Source organism: Streptomyces sp. NBC_01190, from assembly GCF_045039895.1.
GTDB lineage: Bacteria > Actinomycetota > Actinomycetes > Streptomycetales > Streptomycetaceae > Actinacidiphila.
Genome location: NZ_CP108580.1, coordinates 6,051,122 through 6,071,675 on the forward strand (window position 1 = coordinate 6,051,122; position 20,554 = coordinate 6,071,675).

Genomic DNA, 20,554 nt, shown 5'->3' on the forward strand with positions numbered 1-20,554 from the left:
GGATCGGGGGGTACGCGGCGGCTGTGAGCACGCGAGCGCGGCGCTGTGAACGACGAACAAGCAAAGGGGGGCGACGGGCGATGTTCCGCGCACACCTGACCATCCCACCGCCGGTCCGGCCGGTCCAATCGGTCCGGGCCGTCCTGTCGGTCCGCGCGGTGCCGCCGATTCTCGCGGCGCCACCAGTCCTTGCAGCGCCACCAGTCCTTGCAGCGCCACCGGTGCCGCCGGTGCCGTTGGTCTGTGCGGGGCGGCTGGTTGACGCCACCCCGCCGCGTCGGCCCCGCCGGGGCGCGGCATGAGCGGCGGCGCGGGCGGCGCCGGCGCGGCGGCGGTCCTCCCCGCGCCGGTCGCGGCCCGCTGCGGCCGGGCCGTGGTGCTGCCCCAACTCCTGGTCGCCGTGCTCTGCGCCGGCTACACGACCGGGGCCGCCCTCGGCTGGGGCTCCACCGACCTCGCCATGATCATGGGCGACTTCGGGCTCGCCGCCGGCTCGGCCGCCGCCACCGTCTCGGCGCTGCTCTACGCCCGCCGGGTGGCCGGACCGCACCGCCCGGCCTGGGTGCTCTTCGCCCTCTCCTCCGCGATGCTCGCCCTCGGCAACGGCATCTGGGGGTGGTACGAGGTGGTGCTGCGCGAGCCGGTGCCGCGGACCTCCCTGGCCGACTTCTGCTTCCTGATGTTCGCCCCGCCCTCGATCATCGGCCTGCTGGTCCTCGCCAAGCGCCCGGTGACCAAGGCCGGCTGGGTCTGTCTGGGGCTCGACACCTGGCTGGTCGGCGGCTCGCTGCTCACCCTCTCCTGGATCCTGGCGCTCGCCCACGCCGCCCACTGGGACGGCCGCAGCACCGCCAGGACCGCGCTCTCGCTCGCCTACCCGCTGCTGGACATCGTGCTGGTCAGCATGGTGCTCGCGCTGCACTTCCGCCGCTCGGCGGTGAACCGGGCGGCGGTCAACACCGCGCTGGCCGCGCTGGCGCTGACCGTGCTGTGCGACGCGCTGTTCACCTCGCCGCTGCTGCGGGCCCATTACCGGTCCGGCCAGATCCTCGACGCGGGCTGGTTCGCCGGCGCGATGCTGATGGCCCACGCGCCCTGGGTCGGCGCCCGCACCCAGCCGCAGCGGAAAACCGGCACCGTCCCGCGCAAGTCGGCCGGCTCGCTCACCGCGCTCACCCCGTACCTCGCCGCGGCGGTCTGCACCCTCGGCATCCTCTACAACGTGATCACCGGCCAGAAGTGCGACCACGTGGTCCTCATCACCGGAGCCAGCGTGGTGCTCGCCCTGGTGGTCCGCCAGGGCATCATGCTGCTCGACAACATCGCGCTCACCCAGGAGCTCGCCCAGCAGGAGAACCACTTCCGCTCGCTGGTGCAGGGCTCGAGCGACGTGATCATGATCGCCGCCCCCACCGGCGTGCTGCGGTACGTCAGCCCCGCCGCGCAGGGGGTCTACTGCCGGGACCCGCAGGAGATGATCGGCACCGAGCTGGCCGCCCACATCCACCCCGACGACCTCGGCCGGGTGCTGCACGAGGTGCGCCGTTTCCTGGCCGCCTCGCCGAGCGAGGAGCCCGCCACCCGGATCGAGTGCCGGATCCGCTCGGGTGCCGGCCGGGGCGGCCGGGAGTGCTGGCTGCATGTCGAATCCAGCGTCAACCGCTACCAGGGCGGCCTGATCTTCAACAGCCGGGACGTCACCGAACGGGTCATCCTCCAGGCCCGGTTGCAGCACAACGCCTCCCACGACCCGCTCACCGACCTGCCCAACCGGGCCCTGTTCACCGAACGGGTCGGGCTGGCGCTGACCGGGCGGCGCGCCGGGGACGGCAGACCCGCGGTCCTCTATGTGGACCTCGACGGCTTCAAGGCGGTCAACGACACCGCCGGCCACCAGGCCGGGGACGAACTGCTCACCCAGGCGGCCCGGCGGCTCCAGGAAGCGCTGCGGGTCGGCGACAGCGCCGCCCGGCTCGGCGGGGACGAGTTCGCCGCCCTGATCACCGGTCCCGACGGCGCCGAGCCGGGCGTACGCGAGCGGCAGATCCGGGACATCGCCGACCGGCTGCGCGCCATCCTCTCCTCCCCCTACCGGCTGGAAGGGGGCGAGGTGCGGGTCGGCGCCAGTATCGGCATCGCCTTCGCCGAGCCGGGCGCCACCCCCAGCGAGGTGATGCGCAACGCCGACCTGGCGATGTACCGCGCCAAGCAGGCGGGCAAGGGCCGGGTCGAGCTCTTCGCGCCGCAGATGCAGGCGGACGCCGTCCGCCGCACCGAAATGGCCGGAAAACTACGCCGAGCGGTGCACGACGGTGAGTTCACCCTGCTGCACCAGCCAGTGGTCGAACTGGCCGGCGGCCGCATCACCGGCGTCGAGGCCCAGGCCCGCTGGCGGTCGGCGACGGGCATCCTCTTCACCCCGGCGGAGTTCCTGCTGCGCGGCAGTGAGCCCCCCGACCGCAGGTTAGACATGGGGCGATGGCTGCTGGAGCACGCCGTGGAGCAGGCCGCGCTGCGTTACGGCGCGGGTCACCGGACGCCGGTCACCGTACAGCTCGCCGCCCGCCGGGTGCCCGACAGCGATGTCGAACGCCTGCTGGCCCGCCATGAGCTGCCCCCCGGCGGGCTGATCCTGGAGCTCCCGGGCGGCGATCCGCAGCTGCCCCCGCAGGAGCTGGAGCGCCGCCTGACCGCCCTGCGGGGGCTCGGGGTGCGGATCGCGCTCGGCGGCTTCGGCAGTGGTTACGGCACGCTGGGCGCGCTGCGCACCCTCCCGGTCGACGTGGTCAAGATCGACCGTACCTTCACCGAAGGGGTGGTCGAATCGGCCCGGCTGCGCAAGATCACCGGCGGACTGCTGCGGATCGCCGCCGACCTCGGCATCCACGCCGTCGCCGACGGGTTGGACCACCCGGAGCAGGTACGGACGCTCCGCGAGATGGGCTGTCTGCACGGCCTCGGGATGGCCTTCTCCGGCCCGCTCGACGAGCACCGGCTGCGCGGCACGCTGACCCGCGGCGACTACCCCGTACCGCATGACGCGCCGCGCGAGCAGATCACCGCGCGGGGCCGGTCCGTGCCCGCCCGACGTTCAAATGCTGAGACGCCTGTCCCACCGGCTTGACACCCCACAGGGGAGCGGAGGAAGGTCATCGCCATGCGCACCCGAATTCTCGTACTTGGAAAGCGCGTCGGCTGACCGAGGCCTCACACCGCCTCGCACGCACCGGCGCGCTCCCCTCGCTTGCCTCACGGCACGAGGGGTTTTTTGTTGTCCGCAGTACCCCTGAGCACCCCGCAGCACCGCAGCACCGCAACCCTCGCAGCACCCCCGCACCCTCATCTTCGAGAGAAGAGTACGCAGATGACCGAGCAGGCCACCGGGTCCCACCATCCGCAGCCGCGGACCCGCAGCGCGGCGCCCGCCGCCCCCGCCGAGCGGATGACGGGCGCGCAGTCCCTCATCCGCTCCCTCGAGGCCGTCGGCGCCGACACGGTGTTCGGCATCCCCGGTGGCGCGATCCTGCCGGCCTACGACCCGCTGATGGACTCGGTGAAGGTCCGCCATGTGCTGGTCAGGCACGAGCAGGGCGCCGGCCACGCCGCCACCGGCTACGCCCAGGCCACCGGCCGGGTCGGGGTCTGCATGGCCACCTCGGGCCCCGGCGCCACCAACCTGGTGACCCCGATCGCCGACGCCCACATGGACTCGGTGCCGATCGTCGCCATCACCGGCCAGGTCGCCTCCAAGGCGATCGGGACCGACGCCTTCCAGGAGGCGGACATCTGCGGCATCACCATGCCGATCACCAAGCACAACTTCCTGGTCACCGATGCCGCGGAGATCCCGCGGACCATCGCCGAGGCGTTCCACATCGCCTCCACCGGCCGCCCGGGCCCGGTCCTGGTCGACATCGCCAAGGACGCCCTGCAGAACGAGACCACCTTCTCCTGGCCGCCCCAGCAGGACCTGCCCGGCTACCGCCCGGTCACCAAGCCGCACGCCAAGCAGATCCGCGAGGCCGCCCGGCTGCTCAACGAGTCGAGGCGCCCCGTCCTCTACGTGGGCGGCGGCGTTCTCAAGGCGCACGCCACCGCCGAGCTGCGCATCCTCGCCGAGCTGACCGGCGCCCCCGTCACCACCACCCTGATGGCGCTCGGCGCCTTCCCCGACAGCCACCCGCAGCACGTCGGCATGCCCGGCATGCACGGCGACGTCTCCGCGGTCACCGCGCTCCAGAAGGCCGACCTGATCATCGCGCTCGGCGCCCGGTTCGACGACCGGGTCACCGGCCGGCTCGACACCTTCGCGCCGTTCGCCAAGATCGTGCACGCCGACATCGACCCGGCCGAGATCTCCAAGAACCGGGTGGCGGACGTGCCGATCGTCGGCGACGCCCGCGAGGTGCTCGCCGATCTGGTCGTCGCCGTCCAGGCCGACCACGAGGCCGGCCACAAGGGCGACTACGCCGAGTGGTGGAACCACCTCAACTTCTGGCGCAACACCTACCCGCTCGGCTACGACATCCCGGCCGACGGCAGCCTCTCCCCGCAGCAGGTGATCGAGCGGATCGGCCAGCTCGCCCCGGAGAACACCCTCTTCGCGGCGGGCGTCGGGCAGCACCAGATGTGGGCCGCCCAGTTCATCAAGTTCGAGAAGCCCGCCACCTGGTTCAACTCCGGCGGCGCCGGCACCATGGGCTACGCGGTGCCGGCCGCGATGGGCGCCAAGGCCGGCATGCCCGACGCCACGGTGTGGGCCGTCGACGGCGACGGCTGCTTCCAGATGACCAACCAGGAGCTGGTCACCTGCGCCCTGAACAACATCCCGATCAAGGTCGCCATCATCAACAACGGCGCCCTCGGCATGGTCCGCCAGTGGCAGCACCTCTTCTACGGCGAGCGGTTCTCCAACACGGTGCTGCACTCCGGCGCCGAGAGCGTCCCCGGCTCCACCCAGGGGGTCGGCTCCATCCAGAACCTCGGCACCCGGGTCCCGGACTTCGTCAAGCTCTCCGAGGCGATGGGCTGTGTGGGTCTGCGCTGCGAGAGCCCCGACGAGCTGGACGCGGTGATCGCCAAGGCCAACTCCATCAACGACCGCCCGGTGGTGGTCGACTTCATCGTCCACGAGGACGCCATGGTGTGGCCGATGGTCGCGGCCGGCACCTCCAACGACGAGATCATGGCCGCCCGCGACGTCCGCCCGGACTTCAGCGACGGCATGGCCGACTGAGCGCGCGCGAGAGAAGGAAACCCAACCCCATGTCCAAGCACACGCTCTCGGTTCTGGTGGAGAACAAGCCCGGCGTCCTGGCCAGGATCACCGCGCTCTTCTCCCGCCGCGGCTTCAACATCGACTCACTCGCGGTCGGCACCACCGAACACCCCGAGATCTCCAGGATCACCATCGTCGTCAACGTCATCGACGAACTGCCTCTCGAACAGGTGACCAAGCAGCTCAACAAGCTGGTCAACGTGCTGAAGATCGTCGAACTCGACCCCGGGGCGGCCGTCGCGCGCGAACTCGTCCTGGTGAAGGTCAGGGCCGACAACGAGACCCGGTCCCAGATCGTGGAGATCGTCCAGCTCTTCCGCGCCAAGACGGTGGACGTCTCCCCCGAGGCGGTCACCATCGAGGCGACCGGCGGCGCCGACAAGCTGGAGGCCATGCTCAAGATGCTGGAGCCGTTCGGCATCAAGGAGCTGGTGCAGTCCGGCACCATCGCGATCGGCCGCGGCGCCCGCTCCATCACCGACCGCTCGCTGCGCGCGCTCGACCGGTCCGCCTGATCCCCGGATCGGACCCCGGTGAACAGCCGGAACGTACCGATCCGTATCGCGAGACCCCCGAACCACTCCCCGCCCCACCCGTCGTACGGTGGGTCGCATCACCCCGATTCAAGGAGAGACCCGAAGTGGCCGAGCTGTTCTACGACGACGACGCCGACCTGTCCATCATCCAGGGCCGCAAGGTCGCGGTCATCGGCTACGGCAGCCAGGGCCACGCCCACGCGCTGTCGCTGCGCGACTCCGGCGTCGATGTGCGCGTCGGTCTGCACGAGGGGTCGAAGTCCAAGGCCCAGGCCGAGGAGCAGGGCCTGCGGGTGCTGCCGGTGGCCGAGGCCGCCGCCGAAGCCGATGTGATCATGATCCTGGTGCCGGACCCGATCCAGTCCCGTGTCTACGAGGAGTCCATCAAGGACAACCTCAAGGACGGCGACGCCATCTTCTTCGGCCACGGCCTCAACATCCGCTACGGCTTCATCAAGCCGCCGGCCGGTGTCGACGTCTGTATGGTCGCCCCCAAGGGCCCCGGCCACCTGGTGCGCCGCCAGTACGAGGAAGGCCGCGGCGTGCCGTGCATCGCGGCGGTCGAGCAGGACGCGACCGGCAAGGCGTTCGCGCTGACCCTCTCCTACGCCAAGGGCATCGGCGGCACCCGGGCCGGCGTCATCAAGACCACGTTCACCGAGGAGACCGAGACCGACCTCTTCGGCGAGCAGGCGGTGCTCTGCGGCGGCACCTCGGCGCTGGTCAAGGCCGGTTTCGAGACGCTGGTCGAGGCCGGCTACCAGCCGGAGATCGCCTACTTCGAGTGCCTGCACGAGCTGAAGCTCATCGTCGACCTGATGTACGAGGGCGGCCTGGAGAAGATGCGCTGGTCGGTCTCCGAGACCGCCGAGTGGGGCGACTACATCACCGGCCCCCGGATCATCAACGACAACACCAAGGCCGAGATGAAGAAGGTGCTCGCCGAGATCCAGGACGGCACCTTCGCCAACGCCTGGATCGCCGAGTACAACGCCGGCCTGCCGCGCTACAACGAGTACAAGAAGGCCGACGAGAACCACCTGCTGGAGACCACGGGCAAGAAGCTCCGCAAGCTGATGAGCTGGGTCGACGAAGAGGCGTAACTCTCGGCGTCACGGATCACCCGTGCGGGCGCCGTTTCGTACACATCTCCACAGGCTGTGAGCCCCGGGTTTGTACGAAGCGACGCATGCCCGCCGGGTGATCCGCCATTTCGGCGAAGGCGCGCGTGAAGGCCGCCGATACACTTCGTTAACAAGCGCGTCAGGCTCACAGCGTCGTGCGTCTTCCACGCGGCATGCCCTCCACCCGCACCCCGCCCGCCTCCCTGGAGCGGTCGATCGGGACCGGCCGCCCACGCAGGACAAGTGAGGACCACGTGAGCCAGAAGCCTGTCGTACTCATCGCAGAAGAGCTGTCGCCCGCCACGGTGGACGAGCTCGGCCCGGACTTCGAGATCCGGCACTGCAACGGCGCGGACCGAGCCGAACTGCTGTCCGCCATCGCCGACGTCGACGCCATCTTGATCCGCAGCGCCACCAAGGTCGACGCGGAAGCGGTGACGGCCGCCCGCAAGCTCCGTGTCGTCGCCCGGGCCGGCGTCGGTCTCGACAACGTGGACGTGTCCGCCGCCACCAAGGCGGGCGTGATGGTCGTCAACGCTCCCACCTCGAACATCGTCACCGCCGCCGAACTCGCCTGCGGACTGCTCATCGCCACCGCCCGCAACATCGCGCCGGCCAACGCGGCGCTCAAGGCGGGGGAGTGGAAGCGGAACAAGTACACCGGTGTCGAGCTGAGCGAGAAGGTGCTCGGCGTGGTCGGCCTCGGCCGGATCGGGGTGCTGGTCGCCCAGCGGATGGCCGCCTTCGGGATGCGGGTCGTCGCGTACGACCCCTATGTGCAGCCCGCGCGCGCCGCCCAGATGGGCGTCAAGCTGCTGACGCTGGACGAGCTGCTGGAGACCTCCGACTTCATCACCGTGCACCTGCCGAAGACCCCCGAGACGCTCGGCCTGATCGGCGACGAGGCACTGCACAAGGTCAAGCCGTCGGTGCGGATCGTCAACGCCGCCCGCGGCGGCATCGTGGACGAGGAGGCGCTGGCCGCCGCGCTCAAGGAGGGCCGGGTGGCCGGGGCCGGCCTCGATGTGTACGCCAAGGAGCCCTGCACCGACTCCCCGCTCTTCCAGTTCGACAACGTGGTGGCCACCCCGCACCTGGGCGCCTCCACCGACGAGGCGCAGGAGAAGGCCGGTATCGCGGTCGCCCGGTCGGTGCGGCTCGCGCTCGCCGGTGAGCTGGTGCCGGACGCGGTGAACGTCCAGGGCGGCGTCATCGCCGAGGACGTCAAGCCCGGTCTGCCGCTGGCCGAGAAGCTGGGCCGGATCTTCACCGCGCTGGCCGGCGAGGTCGCCGCCCGGCTCGATGTCGAGGTCTGCGGCGAGATCACCCAGCACGATGTGAAGATCCTCGAACTCAGCGCGCTCAAGGGCGTGTTCGAGGATGTGGTGGCCGAGACGGTGTCCTACGTCAACGCGCCGCTCTTCGCCCAGGAGCGCGGGGTCGAGGTCCGCCTCACCACCAGCAGCGAGTCCCCCAACCACCGCAACCTCGTCACCGTCCGCGGCACCCTCGCCGACGGCACCGAGGTCTCGGTCTCCGGCACCCTGGCCGGCCCCAAGCACATCCAGAAGATCGTGGCGATCGGCGACCACGATGTCGAGCTGGTCCTCGCCGACCACATGGCCTTCCTCAGCTACACCGACCGGCCCGGCGTCGTCGGCACCCTCGGCCGCATCCTCGGCGAGGTCGACGTGAACATCGCCGGAATGCAGGTGGCCCGCTCGGCGGTCGGCGGCGACGCGCTGGTCGCCCTCACCGTCGACTCCACCATCCCGGCGGGCGTGCTCACCGACATCGCCGGCGAGATCGGCGCGACCTCCGCCCGCGCGGTCAACCTCACCGCCTGACAGTCCGTCCCCGCGCGTCAACTCGCGTCGACACCACCGCCGTTGCCCACTCCTGGGGACGGCGGTGGTGGCGTAACCGGGCCGGCCGGCGTCACAACCGGGCCGCCTTGAGCGCCATATGGAGCAGCAGCCGGGCCTCACCGTCGGAGAGGTCGAGGCCGGTGAGGTGCTCGATACGCGAGAGGCGGTAGTAGAGCGTCTGCCGGTGGACGGCCAAGGCGGCGGCGGTGCGGCCCGCTTGGCCCGCGTGATCGAGGAAGACCTCGGCGGTGTGCGCGAGTTCGCGGTTGGCGGGGGCGAGCAGCGGGGCCACCGCCGGGTCAGGGGCCGCGCCCGGTGGCAGCGCCGTCAGCAGGCGGTAGGCGCCCAACTCGCCCCAGTGGGCGACCGGTGCCAGCCGGGGCTCGGCCGCGGCGGCCCGGGCGGCGGCCACCGCCTCGGCCCAGGCGGCGGGCAGTTCGGCCAGCGTGAGCCGGGCCTCGCTCACCCCGGCGACCGGTCCGTCGGCGCCCACGCCGCCCCCGGCCGCCGCCAGCAGCCGGTCGGCCGCCGCTTCCGCCGGGGCGCGCAGCAGCGGCGACCTGAGCCGTACCAGCAGGGCGACCTGACCGCCGGGCAGGGCGGTGACCGCGGCGGCGGACGGGATGGAGCGCGTCCCCGGCAGTTCGTCGAGCCCGCTCCCGTGCGGCCGCCGCTCGGCGGGAGCGGGCGGCCGAAGACAGACCAGGGCGTGCGGCTGGTCGGCGTCGGGGCCCAGGGCGGCGCGCAGCGCCTCTTCGGCCTCGGCGCCGGCTGTACGGGACCCGGCCGTACGGGACCCGGCGGTCAGCAGGGCGCGCAAGGCGTCGTCCGCGGCGGCGCCGGTGAGCGAGGCCGCGGCGAGCCGGTCGCCGATCCGGGCCGCCACCGCCATGGCGGCGTCGAGCTGGGCGGGGGAGTGCTCCGCCTCGTCGAGCAGCCAGACATAGCCGTGCACCACGCCCGCGTGCCGGACCGGCAGGCACAGGCGGCCGCGGAAGACGCCCTCGGCGGGTTCCGCCGGGATACGGACCGGGCCGGTGGCGCGGGCGATGCCGAAGCGTTCGAACCAGGCGCGGACCTCGCTGGTGGAGCGCCGGGTGAGGATGGAACGGGTGCGGACCGGGTCCATCGCCGTGTCGTCCTCGCTGTCGTGCGCCCCGAAGGCGATCAGCCGGAAGTCGCGGTCCTCCAGGGTGGCGGGCGCGCCGAGCAGCGCCGAGACCTCGTCCACGAGGTCCTGCACGCCGTCGCCGTAGCCGCCGTATGCACCGGGGCCGCCGTATCCGCTGTTGCCGCTGTATCCACCGGGTCCGCCATGGTCCGTCCGCACCTCCCCATTGTCCCGCACACTTCATACATCTGTATGAGGGATCGCACCCGGATGCGTGACAGGTGTCCGTGGTTCCCGGGGTAGGCGAAGCCCACAATCGCGGTAACGCCCGCTGTCCACCGTGAGCATCCGCTCATCTGGCCCTGGAGGACCCCGTGCTCGGTCCCGTGTTGCTCGCCGCCGCCCGCAGCGACCGGATGCGCCGCGTCATCGCGGCCGCTCCGCTGACCCGACCCGTGGTGAACCGCTTCGTCGCCGGTGACGCGCTCAACCCCGCGCTGGCCACGGTCCGCGCGCTGACCGCGGCCGGCCTCGATGTCACCCTGGACCACCTCGGCGAGGGCGTCAGCGACAAGGCGACCGCCCGCGCCACCCGTGACGCCTACCTCCGGCTGCTGGAAACCCTGCGGGACGAGAAGCTGGGCGACCGCGCCGAGGTGTCCGTCAAGCTCACCGCCTTCGGTCAGGCCCTCCCCGGCGACGGCCACGACATCGCGCTGGACAATATCCGCCAGGTCGCCGAGCTCGCCTCCGAGATCGGCACCACCGTCACCCTCGACATGGAGGACCACACCACCGTCGACTCGACGCTGGCCATCCTCCATGAGCTGCGGCGCGCGCACCCGCTGACGGGCGCGGTCCTCCAGTCGTACCTCTTCCGTACCGAGGAGGACGCCCGCGCGCTCGCCACCGCCGGATCCCGGGTCCGGCTGGTCAAGGGCGCCTACCGGGAGCCGGCCTCGGTGGCGTTCCAGGAGAAGAAGGACGTGGACCGGGCGTACGTCCGCGTGCTGCGCACGCTCTTCGCCGGCGACGGCTACCCGATGGTCGGCTCGCACGACCCCCGCATGATCGCCATCGCCCAGGAGCTGGCCGCCCGCAACCACCGGGCGAGCGGCTCCTACGAGTTCCAGATGCTCTACGGCATCAGGACCGCCGAGCAGCGCCGGCTGGCCGAGGCGGGGGAGCGGATGCGGGTCTACGTCCCCTACGGCGCCGACTGGTACGCCTACTTCATGCGCCGCCTCGCCGAGCGCCCGGCCAACCTGGGCTTCTTCCTCCGCTCGTTCGCGCCCACCCGCTGAGGCCCATCGGCCGAGCCCGGCCCGTTGAACTGCCTCTCGGCCCCCCGAGCACCCCCGAGCACCACCCGCACCCCCGGACTTCCCCAAGGAGAAACCCCTCATGGACGCCGTGACCCAGGTCCCCGCGCCGGTCAACGAGCCGGTGCACTCCTACGCGCCGGGCAGCCCGGAGCGCACCCGCCTCGAAGCGAAGCTGAAGGAGCTGGCCGCCAACCCGGTCGACCTCCCCCTCTTCATCGGCGGGGAGGAGCGGATGGGCGGCGGCGAGCGGTTCGACGTCGTGCAGCCGCACAACCACGGCGCCCGCCTCGGCACCTACGCCAACGCGACCACCCAGGACGCCCAGGACGCCGTCGACGCAGCGCTCGCCGCCGCCCCCGCCTGGCGCGCGATGTCCTTCGACGACCGGGCCGCGATCATCCTGCGCGCCGCCGAGCTGCTGGCCGGGCCGTGGCGGGAGACGCTGGTCGCGTCCACCATGCTCGGCCAGTCCAAGACCGTGCAGCAGGCCGAGATCGACAGCCCCTGCGAGCTGGTCGACTTCTGGCGGTTCAACGTCCACTTCGCCCGGCAGATCCTCGCCGAGCAGCCGGTCGCCAACGCGCCCGGGGTGTGGAACCGGCTGGACCACCGCCCGCTCGAAGGCTTCGTCTACGCGATCACGCCCTTCAACTTCACCGCCATCGCCGGGAATCTGCCCACCGCGCCCGCACTGATGGGCAATGTCGTGGTGTGGAAGCCGTCCCCGACGCAGACGCACTCCGCGGTGCTGCTGATGAGGCTGCTGCGCGAGGCCGGACTGCCGGACGGTGTGATCAACCTGGTCACCGGTGACGGCCTCGCCGTCTCCGAGGTCGCGTTGGCCCACCAGGACCTGGCCGGCATCCACTTCACCGGGTCCACCAAAACCTTCCAGCACCTGTGGCGGACGGTCGGCGAGAACATCGAGCACTACCGCTCGTACCCGCGGATCGTCGGCGAGACCGGCGGCAAGGACTTCGTGGTCGCCCACCCGTCGGCCGACCCGGCGGTGCTCAGGACGGCGCTGACCCGCGGCTCCTTCGAATACCAGGGCCAGAAGTGCTCGGCCTCCTCCCGTGCCTACATCCCGCGCTCGATCTGGGAGAACGGCTTCAAGGAGGAGTTCGCCGCCGAGGTGGACGGCATCACCATGGGTGACGTCAGCGACCTCAGCAACTTCATGGGCGCGGTCATCGACGAGCGCGCCTTCGCCAAGAACAAGGCCGCCATCGACCGCGCTGCGGCGGACCCGACCGTCGAGGTGGTGGCCGGCGGCACGTACGACGACTCGGTCGGCTACTTCGTCCGCCCCACCGTCCTGGTCTCCACCGACCCGGACAACGAGATCTTCCGCGAGGAGTACTTCGGTCCGGTCCTCGGCATCCACGTCTATGACGACGGCGCGGACGGCGAGGACGACGGCGAGGACGACGGCGGCGACGGTGGCGAAACGGCCTTCGACGCGATGCTCGCCCAGATGGAGTCGGTCGCGCGCTACGCCCTCACCGGCTCCGTCATCGCCCGGGACCGGGCCGCCGCGGCCCGGGCGATGGCCGCCCTGCGCTTCGCGGCCGGCAACTTCTACATCAACGACAAGTCGACCGGCGCCGTCGTCGGCCAGCAGCCCTTCGGCGGCGGCCGGGCCTCCGGCACCAACGACAAGGCGGGCGCCGCCCAGAACCTGATGCGCTGGACCTCCACCCGCGCGATCAAGGAGACGCTGGTCCCGCCGACCGACTACCACTACCCGCACCAGGGCTGATCCCCGGGCCTCGCGCCCGCGGTCCTGACAGCTCCCGACCTGACCCCAACCGGCCCCCGCCCCCGGCTCGCACCCGGCGGCGGGCTTCGCCATGTCACGCCCTGGAGCGATCGGGTGACAGTCGTCTCAGATACTAGGACGTCCGAGTAATCGGGGCGACAAGGCGGCCGGGCTGTCCTACCGTGGTAGCGAGCCGAACGTCTCGTCCCATCGGACGAGCGGCGGATCGAGCAGGCGCCCGTAGCGCGGGTCACCCCCGCGGCGCCGCTCTCCGCCCCGTTCCGCGGCGACCGAATCCGCCATCTCTCCAGTCTTCTCACGGGAGTTGATCACCATGGACGAGAACGCCCGCCAGAACGCCCTGCGCGCCTTGCAGCGCTCCATGGACCGTCGTGACAACGGCGGCCAGACCGGTCACGAATCCCAGCGGGCCGCCTGACGCCGGGGCCCGGCGCCGGCGAAAAACCGTCCGACATGCGGACGAGCCATGTCACAGGCTGGGACGCGGGGTAGTGTGCCGCGCATGTCTCGCAGCATCAGCCTCGCAGTGATCCCCGGTGACGGCATCGGCCAGGAAGTCGTGGCGGAGGGCCTGAAGGTCCTCGCCGCGGTCCTCCCGGAGGACGTCAAGCTGGAGACCAAGGAATACGACTTCGGCGCGAAGCGGTACCACGCCACCGGACAGACGCTCACCGACGACGACCTCGCGCAGCTCCAGGAACACGACGCCATCCTGCTCGGCGCGATCGGCGACCCCTCGGTGCCGTCGGGTGTCCTGGAGCGCGGCTTCCTGCTGAAGCTGCGGTTCGCCTTCGACCACCATGTGAACCTGCGGCCGAGCAAGCTCTTCCCCGGGGTCGACTCGCCACTGGCCGGCAGCCCCGAGATCGACTTCGTGGTGGTCCGCGAGGGCACCGAGGGCCCGTACACCGGCAACGGCGGCACCATCAGGACCGGCACCGAGCACGAGGTCGCCACCGAGGTCAGCCTCAACACCGCGTACGGCATCGAGCGCGTCGTCCGGGACGCGTACGCCCGCGCCCAGGCCCGCCCGCGCAAGAAGCTCACGCTGGTCCACAAGAACAACGTGCTGGTGCACGCGGGCCACCTGTGGACCCGGATCTTCCAGGCCGTCGGCGCGGAGTTCCCCGAGGTCGCCACCGACTATCTCCATGTGGACGCGGCGACGATCTTCCTCGTCACCCAGCCGGAGCGCTTCGACGTGATCGTCACCGACAACCTCTTCGGCGACATCATCACCGACCTCGCCGCTGCCGTGTCCGGCGGTATCGGCGTCGCCGCCAGCGGCAACATCAACCCCGCTCGGACCTTCCCCTCGATGTTCGAGCCGGTGCACGGCTCCGCCCCCGACATCGCCGGGCAGTCCAAGGCCGACCCGACCGCGACCGTGCTCTCGGTGGCGCTGCTGCTCCAGCACCTCGGCTACGACGAGGAGGCGGCCAGGATCGACGCGGCCGTCCACGCCGATCTGGCCGAACGGGCCGGCGGCCCGGCGCGCTCCACCGTCCGGATCGGTGACGCGCTCGCTGCCCGGGTATGACCCCGGTACGGCAAAGGTAGTTTCTCCTCGGATCTCCTCGGATAGCCCACGGCCCCGCCGCTGCGATAATCAGATCGGCGGGGCCGCTTCTCGGCGGGAAACTCGGACGTCCTCGTTCGCGGGACGGCAGCGGAACACCTGAAGGACATGAAGGACACTCACATGACGACGCCCACGATCGAGCTCAAGCCCTCCTCGCATCCGCTCGCCGCCGCCGAGCGGGCGGGGATCCTGGCGAATCCCGGCTTCGGCCGCCACTTCACCGACCACATGGTCAGCATCCGGTGGACCGAGGGCCATGGCTGGCACGACGCCCAGCTCGTTCCGTACGCGCCGCTGTCGATCGATCCCGCCAACATGACGCTGCACTACGCCCAGACGATCTTCGAGGGCCTCAAGATCTACCACCAGGCGGACGGCACGGTCGCCGCCTTCCGCCCCGAGCAGAACGCCCGCCGCTTCCAGCGCTCGGCCCGCCGGATGGCCATGCCGGAGCTGCCGGAGGAGACCTTCCTGGCCGCCGTCGACGCGCTGGTCAAGCAGGACATCGCCTGGGTTCCCACCACCGGCGAGGAGTCCCTGTACATCCGCCCGTTCATGTTCGCGACCGAGGTCGGCGTCGGTGTGCGGCCCGCCAACTCGTTCCTCTTCATGGTCATCGCCTCGCCGGCCGGGGCGTACTTCTCCGGCGGCGTCAAGCCGGTCTCGGTGTGGCTCTCCGAGGAGTACGTCAGGGCCGCGCCCGGCGGCACCGGCGAGGCCAAGGCCGGCGGCAACTACGCCGCCTCCCTCGTCGCCCAGGCCCAGGCCACCGCGCACGGTTGCGACCAGGTCGTCTGGCTGGACGCGATCGAGCGGCGCTGGGTCGAGGAGATGGGCACCAACAACCTCTTCTTCGTGTCGGGCGACAAGCTGATGACGCCCGAGCTGTCCGGCTCGCTGCTCGCCGGCATCACCCGTGACTCGGTCCGGCAGATCGCCACCGACCTGGGGTACGAGGTCACCGAGGGACGGATCTCCGTCGATCAGTGGCGGGCGGGCAACGAGGACGGCACCATCACCGAGGTCTTCGCCTGCGGCACCGCCGCCGTCATCACCCCGGTCGGCTCCGTGAAGTCCAACCGGGTCAACTGGACGGTCGGCGACGGCACGCCCGGCGAGGTCACCATGAAGCTGCGCGCCGCGCTGCTCGACATCCAGACCGGCCACGCCCCCGACGCGCACGGCTGGATGCGCCCCGTCGCCTGACGGGTGACGGTGGCCGGCCGCGGCCGCGTGGGTGGGCGGCCCCGCGGCCGGCCGGACGGTCCCCCGGGCCCCCGACGAGGCCCGCCGGGGCCCGCCGGGACTGCGGATGGCGACGGCGATCGGCCCGGATGGTGAGATCACCGTGACCGGCCGGTAGAGATATGCCAGACTGCTGCCGTGTCCTCGTACGCCACGAAGATTATCGGCAACAGGCACGCCGGTCCGCAGTGACCGTTCGGCTGAACCCGGCCGAACGGCATCGTGCCCCAGACCCGCGTGCAGACCTCTCGCATCCGCGAGGGGTTTTTTCGTTTCCCGGCCCACCACCGCCGGAGGCGTACGGCACGCGGGATGATGGGGGCAAGTGGAGTCGGAACCTCCGGACGGCCCGACCGCCCGCAGGGAACCCACTCACCCGACAGGAGCAAGCAACGCCATGACCGCCGAACTGGACGACAGCTTCCACGTCTTCGACACCACGCTGCGCGACGGCGCCCAGCGTGAGGGGATCAACCTCACCGTCGCCGACAAGCTGACGATCGCCCGGCACCTGGACGACTTCGGGGTGGGCTTCATCGAGGGCGGCTGGCCCGGCGCCAATCCCCGTGACACCGAGTTCTTCGCGCGCGCCGAGAAGGAGCTCGAGTTCCGGCACGCCAAGCTGGTGGCCTTCGGGGCCACCCGTCGGCCGAACTCCACGGCGGCCGAGGATCCGCAGGTCAAAGCGCTGTACGAGTCCGGCGCCCCGGTCGTCACGCTGGTCGCCAAATCCCACGACCGGCATGTCGAGCTGGCCCTGCGCACCACCCTGGAAGAGAACCTGGCGATGATCCAGGACACCGTCTCCCATCTGGTGGCCAAGGGCCGCCGGGTCTTCGTGGACTGCGAGCACTTCTTCGACGGCTACCGCGCCAACGCCGAGTACGCCACCCAGGTGGTGCGCACCGCGCACGAGGCCGGCGCGTCCGTGGTGGTGCTGTGCGACACCAACGGCGGCATGCTGCCCGCCCAGGTGCAGGCCGTCACCGGTCTGGTGCTCACCGACACCGGCGCCCGGCTCGGCATCCACGCCCAGGACGACACGGGCTGCGCGGTCGCCAACACCCTCGCCGCGGTCGACGCCGGCGCCACCCATGTGCAGTGCACCGCCAACGGATACGGCGAGCGGGTCGGCAACTCCAACCTCTTCCCGGTGGTCGCCGCGCTGGAGCTGAAGCACGACCGCCGGGTCCTGCCGCCCGGCGCCCTCGGCGAGATGACCCGGATCTCGCACGCCATCGCCGAGGTCGTCAACCTGCCGCCCTCCACCCACCAGCCGTACGTCGGTGTCTCCGCCTTCGCGCACAAGGCGGGACTGCACGCCTCGGCGATCAAGGTCGACCCCGACCTCTACCAGCACATCGACCCCGAGCTCGTCGGCAACACCATGCGGATGCTGGTCTCCGACATGGCGGGCCGGGCCTCCATCGAGCTCAAGGGCAAGGAGCTCGGCATCGACCTCGGCGGCGACCGCGAGCTGGTCGGCCGGGTGGTGGCGCGGGTGAAGGAACGCGAGCTGAAGGGCTACACCTACGAGGCCGCCGACGCGTCCTTCGCGCTGCTGCTCCGCGACGAGCTGGAGCGGGCCTCGGAGGGCACCCCGCGCCGCTTCTTCCGGGTCGAGTCCTGGCGGGCGATCACCGAGGACCGCCCCGACGGCACCCACGCCAACGAGGCCACCGTCAAGCTCTGGGCGAAGGGTGAGCGGATCGTGGCCACCGCCGAGGGCAACGGCCCGGTCAACGCCCTGGACCGGGCGCTGCTCGCCGCGCTGGAGCAGATCTACCCCCAGCTCGCCCACTTCGCGCTCGCCGACTACAAGGTCCGGATCCTCGAAGGCCGCTACGGCACCGACTCGACCACCCGGGTGCTGATCACCACCACCGACGGCGCCACCGAGTGGTCCACGGTCGGTGTCGCGGACAACGTGATCGCCGCGTCCTGGCAGGCCCTCGACGACGCGTACGCCTACGGTCTGCTGCGCGCGGGCCTCGAACCGCAGGAGTAGCCCGGCCCCGGGGCTCCCGCCCCGCCCGTACCCCCCGGCTCCCGCCCCGCCCGTACCCTCGGGCGGCGGCGGGACCGGCGCCGCCGCCACATCCGGGCGCGGCGTCAGGTGGCCAGGCGCTCCAGGGCGAGGGTGAGCTCGGCGAGGTCGACGCCGCCGAGGCGGTCGAGGATGTGCCGCCTCGCGCTGGCCAGGTGGGTCGGCCACATCTGCGCCAGCTTGGCGAGGCCGGCGTCGGTCAGGACGGCGTTGAGCCCCCGGGCGTCCGAGTCGCATCTGACCCGCTGGACCAGGCCGTCGCTCTCCAGCCGGGAGATGACCCGGGTCATTCCGCTCAGCGAGAGCAGCGAGGCGGCGGCCAGCTCGCTCATCCGCATCGACCGGCCCGGCGCCTCGGACAGGAGCATCAGGGCCGTGTACTCCGACAGCGGGCGGCCCTGCTCACGCAGCATGTCGTCGTCCATCGACCTGGGCAGCGCGACGAGCACCCTGCCCAGCGCGCGGACCAGCGCCTCCTCGCCGGCGCTCAGCGGCTGAAGCGGCTGCCCGGCGCGGGGCGGTGTCACGGGTCCCGGCCCCGGCGGGCCGTCGGCGGAACGCTCGGACAGCGGATCGACGGGGAACATATGACCATCGTAATTGCTTGACGAAGCAAGCGCTACTATGGATGCTTGAGAGCGCAACCAAATCCGTCGGACAGGCCGGCGGATCGTCGCACCGAAAGTCAGGACTGTTCATGACCAAGATCGGGATCATCCTCGGCAGCACCCGCCCCGGGCGGAACGGAGAGGCCGTCGCCCGCTGGGTGACCGAGGTCGCCTCGCAGCGGACCGACGCGGAGTTCGAGCTCGTCGACCTGCTGGACTTCAAGCTTCCGCACCTCGACGAGGCGTACCCGCCGTCACTGGGTCAGTACAGCCAGCCGCACACCCTGGCCTGGGCGAGCAAGATCGCGTCCTTCGACGGCTACATCATGGTCACTCCCGAGTACAACCACTCCACCTCGGGTGCGCTCAAGAACGCCATCGACTTCCTGTACGCCGAGTGGAACAACAAGGCGGTCGGCTTCGTCAGCTACGGCGCCCTCGGCGGTGCCCGCGCGGTCGAGCACCTGCGCCTGATCGCCGGCGAGCTCCAGTTGGCCGACGTCCGCGCCCAGGTGGCCCTTTCCCTCTACACCGACTTCGAGAACTTCTCCGTCTTCAAGCCCGGCGACCACCACCTTGAGGCCCTCACCCTGACGCTCGACCAGACCGTCGCGTGGAGCAACGCGCTGGCCCCGCTGCGCGCCACGAGCTGACCTCTTCCACGAGCTGAACGGCTTACCACCGCGTTCATACGGTTCCAACAGTTCCAACAGTTCCAATAGTTCCCACAGCTCCCCACGGGCCCGGCCGAGTCTCCCCAGGAGGCTCCGCCGGGCCCGTGGCGTATCCCGGGTATCCCGGGTATCCCTGGGGGAAGTTCACCGCCGCTCCTCTAGCGGACGCGTGACGCCCCCGAGCAGACTTGCCTCCTGCGCCACCTGCACCCCAACAACCGCAGGAGGAAACAGTCATGAGGATCTCGCCTCTCCAGGCCGGCCACCGGGGCCGCGCCACGATCAGCGCCTTCGTCCTGCTCCTCACCGTGCTCTTCGCCCCGGGCGTCGGCCTGGCAAGCGCGCACAGCGCCTACGCGGTCACCAAGCTGACCCAGGCCCAGGCGGCCAGCATGTTCAGCTCGGCCGGCATCACCTGGTCGTCGTCCGGCGGCTGTACCAACCGCGCCAACTCCACCTGTACCTCCTTCGACCAGCTCAACCTGACGACCGCCCAGGGCGCGGTCACCCTCAAGAACGCGAGCGGCTGCGCCCTGAACATCACCGGCGGCACCGAAGTGGGCCACGCCAGCGGCACGTACTCCCACTACAACGGCTACAAGCTGGACTTCGGCAAGAACACCTGCCTGACCAACTACATCCACAACGCCTTCACCTACATCGGCCTGCGCGGCGACGGCTACCCGCAGTGGCAGGCCGCCTCGGGCAACATCTACGCCGACGAGGGCACCCACTGGGACGCCCTCTTCTACACCTGCGGCGGCTGCTGACGACCCCTGGCACGCTCCGGCGGGCTGCCGGCGGACTCTCCGCCGGGCCCCGAAAACGGCCCTGACAGCCGCCGGAGCCCCCCGTAGGGTGTCCCGGTGACCCGACCAGCCGTACGCCGAGCCGTGCCCGCCGACGCCGCCGCCATCGCCCACGTGCACATCGCCTCGCGCGAGGCCACCATGCCCTACCTGCCGCCGCGCAAGCGGACCGACGCCCAAGTGGAGGCGTGGGTCGGGGATGTGGTGCTGCCGCGGTCAGCGGTGTGGGTGGCCGAGGCGTCCGGGGAGGTCGTCGGGTACGCGGCGGTCCACGACGGTGTGCTCGACGCGCTCTATCTGCTGGCCGGCGTGCGGCGGCGGGGCATCGGCACGGCGCTGCTGCGCGCCGCGCTGGCGGCGAACCCCGGCGGCCTCTCGCTCTTCGTCTTCCAGAAGAACACCGACGCGCGCGCCTTCTACGCCCACCACGGCTTCACGGTGACCGCGGCCGGCGACGGCTCGGGGAACATGGAAGGGGAACCCGATCTGGCGATGCGCCGGGAACCGGTGACCAACAGCACATGTACTGGCGGGTAACCTCCCGTCCCGGCCGGTCGTAGGGTG

The 20,554-nt window shown here is 71.2% G+C and carries 15 protein-coding genes; 13 read left to right on the forward strand and 2 right to left on the reverse strand.

The window, feature by feature from the left end; all coding sequences use genetic code 11:
• Nucleotides 1–298 precede the first annotated feature (298 nt).
• From OG519_RS25505 to serA, 5 genes are all read left to right on the forward strand, one after another.
• Nucleotides 299–3,124 (forward strand): putative bifunctional diguanylate cyclase/phosphodiesterase, encoded by a 2,826-nt coding sequence (locus tag OG519_RS25505; protein WP_405588320.1) that lies wholly within the window; start codon nt 299–301, stop codon nt 3,122–3,124.
• A 240-nt stretch (nt 3,125–3,364) separates the two neighbouring features.
• Complete coding sequence (locus tag OG519_RS25510; protein WP_405588323.1) at nt 3,365–5,236, forward strand: acetolactate synthase large subunit; 1,872 nt, start codon at nt 3,365–3,367, stop codon at nt 5,234–5,236.
• Nucleotides 5,237–5,265: 29 nt separating this feature from the next.
• Nucleotides 5,266–5,793, forward strand: coding sequence for an acetolactate synthase small subunit (gene ilvN / locus OG519_RS25515; protein ID WP_405588326.1), 528 nt, complete (start codon nt 5,266–5,268; stop codon nt 5,791–5,793).
• Nucleotides 5,794–5,918: 125 nt separating this feature from the next.
• Nucleotides 5,919–6,917, forward strand: coding sequence for a ketol-acid reductoisomerase (ilvC, locus tag OG519_RS25520; protein WP_405588329.1), 999 nt, complete (start codon nt 5,919–5,921; stop codon nt 6,915–6,917).
• 275 nt (nt 6,918–7,192) lie between these two features.
• A complete protein-coding gene (gene serA / locus OG519_RS25525) occupies nt 7,193–8,785 on the forward strand; it encodes a phosphoglycerate dehydrogenase (protein WP_405588332.1) in 1,593 nt (530 codons plus the stop codon).
• Nucleotides 8,786–8,876: 91 nt separating this feature from the next.
• On the opposite strand, the gene OG519_RS25530 is transcribed toward serA, so the two are convergent.
• Nucleotides 8,877–10,049: a PucR family transcriptional regulator gene (locus OG519_RS25530; RefSeq protein WP_405592988.1), complete on the reverse strand. Its 1,173-nt coding sequence runs from the start codon at nt 10,047–10,049 to the stop codon at nt 8,877–8,879.
• A 242-nt stretch (nt 10,050–10,291) separates the two neighbouring features.
• Here OG519_RS25530 and OG519_RS25535 point away from each other — a divergent pair, with 242 nt between their 5' ends.
• The 5 genes from OG519_RS25535 (at nt 10,292) to cimA (ending at nt 17,860) form a co-directional block, all read left to right on the forward strand.
• On the forward strand, nt 10,292–11,221 hold the full coding sequence (locus OG519_RS25535) for a proline dehydrogenase family protein (protein ID WP_405588334.1): 930 nt from the start codon (nt 10,292–10,294) through the stop codon (nt 11,219–11,221).
• Between the two features lie 100 nt (nt 11,222–11,321).
• Complete coding sequence (gene pruA / locus OG519_RS25540) at nt 11,322–13,004, forward strand: L-glutamate gamma-semialdehyde dehydrogenase (RefSeq protein ID WP_405588337.1); 1,683 nt, start codon at nt 11,322–11,324, stop codon at nt 13,002–13,004.
• A gap of 523 nt (nt 13,005–13,527) precedes the next feature.
• On the forward strand, nt 13,528–14,565 hold the full coding sequence (locus tag OG519_RS25545; RefSeq protein WP_405588340.1) for a 3-isopropylmalate dehydrogenase: 1,038 nt from the start codon (nt 13,528–13,530) through the stop codon (nt 14,563–14,565).
• 162 nt (nt 14,566–14,727) lie between these two features.
• On the forward strand, nt 14,728–15,813 hold the full coding sequence (locus OG519_RS25550; RefSeq protein WP_405588343.1) for a branched-chain amino acid aminotransferase: 1,086 nt from the start codon (nt 14,728–14,730) through the stop codon (nt 15,811–15,813).
• A gap of 436 nt (nt 15,814–16,249) precedes the next feature.
• Nucleotides 16,250–17,860, forward strand: a complete 1,611-nt coding sequence (cimA, locus tag OG519_RS25555; RefSeq protein ID WP_405588345.1) for a citramalate synthase — start codon at nt 16,250–16,252, stop codon at nt 17,858–17,860.
• Nucleotides 17,861–17,964: 104 nt separating this feature from the next.
• On the opposite strand, the gene OG519_RS25560 is transcribed toward cimA, so the two are convergent.
• A complete protein-coding gene (locus OG519_RS25560; RefSeq protein ID WP_405588348.1) occupies nt 17,965–18,486 on the reverse strand; it encodes a MarR family winged helix-turn-helix transcriptional regulator in 522 nt (173 codons plus the stop codon).
• Between the two features lie 110 nt (nt 18,487–18,596).
• On the opposite strand from OG519_RS25560, the gene OG519_RS25565 reads away from it, so the two are divergent.
• The 3 genes from OG519_RS25565 to OG519_RS25575 all read left to right on the forward strand — a co-directional run bounded on the left by OG519_RS25565 (nt 18,597) and on the right by OG519_RS25575 (nt 20,527).
• Nucleotides 18,597–19,160: an NADPH-dependent FMN reductase gene (locus OG519_RS25565; RefSeq protein WP_405588351.1), complete on the forward strand. Its 564-nt coding sequence runs from the start codon at nt 18,597–18,599 to the stop codon at nt 19,158–19,160.
• A gap of 257 nt (nt 19,161–19,417) precedes the next feature.
• Nucleotides 19,418–19,951: a hypothetical protein gene (locus tag OG519_RS25570; RefSeq protein WP_405588354.1), complete on the forward strand. Its 534-nt coding sequence runs from the start codon at nt 19,418–19,420 to the stop codon at nt 19,949–19,951.
• Between the two features lie 96 nt (nt 19,952–20,047).
• The gene (locus OG519_RS25575) at nt 20,048–20,527 is read left to right on the forward strand and encodes a GNAT family N-acetyltransferase (protein ID WP_405588357.1); all 480 of its coding nucleotides are present in this window, start codon (nt 20,048–20,050) and stop codon (nt 20,525–20,527) included.
• Nucleotides 20,528–20,554: the final 27 nt, after the last annotated feature.

What these genes read in the sequence shown, in the direction of transcription:
- cimA (WP_405588345.1), top strand. Translation starts at nt 16,250, where the DNA reads ATGACCGCCGAACTGGACGACAGCTTCCACGTCTTCGACACCACGCTG.
- pruA (WP_405588337.1), top strand. Translation starts at nt 11,322, where the DNA reads ATGGACGCCGTGACCCAGGTCCCCGCGCCGGTCAACGAGCCGGTGCAC.
- OG519_RS25565 (WP_405588351.1), top strand. Translation starts at nt 18,597, where the DNA reads ATGACCAAGATCGGGATCATCCTCGGCAGCACCCGCCCCGGGCGGAAC.
- OG519_RS25570 (WP_405588354.1), top strand. Translation starts at nt 19,418, where the DNA reads ATGAGGATCTCGCCTCTCCAGGCCGGCCACCGGGGCCGCGCCACGATC.
- OG519_RS25560 (WP_405588348.1), bottom strand. Translation starts at nt 18,486, where the DNA reads ATGTTCCCCGTCGATCCGCTGTCCGAGCGTTCCGCCGACGGCCCGCCG.
- OG519_RS25550 (WP_405588343.1), top strand. Translation starts at nt 14,728, where the DNA reads ATGACGACGCCCACGATCGAGCTCAAGCCCTCCTCGCATCCGCTCGCC.
- OG519_RS25545 (WP_405588340.1), top strand. Translation starts at nt 13,528, where the DNA reads ATGTCTCGCAGCATCAGCCTCGCAGTGATCCCCGGTGACGGCATCGGC.
- ilvN (WP_405588326.1), top strand. Translation starts at nt 5,266, where the DNA reads ATGTCCAAGCACACGCTCTCGGTTCTGGTGGAGAACAAGCCCGGCGTC.
- OG519_RS25510 (WP_405588323.1), top strand. Translation starts at nt 3,365, where the DNA reads ATGACCGAGCAGGCCACCGGGTCCCACCATCCGCAGCCGCGGACCCGC.
- OG519_RS25505 (WP_405588320.1), top strand. Translation starts at nt 299, where the DNA reads ATGAGCGGCGGCGCGGGCGGCGCCGGCGCGGCGGCGGTCCTCCCCGCG.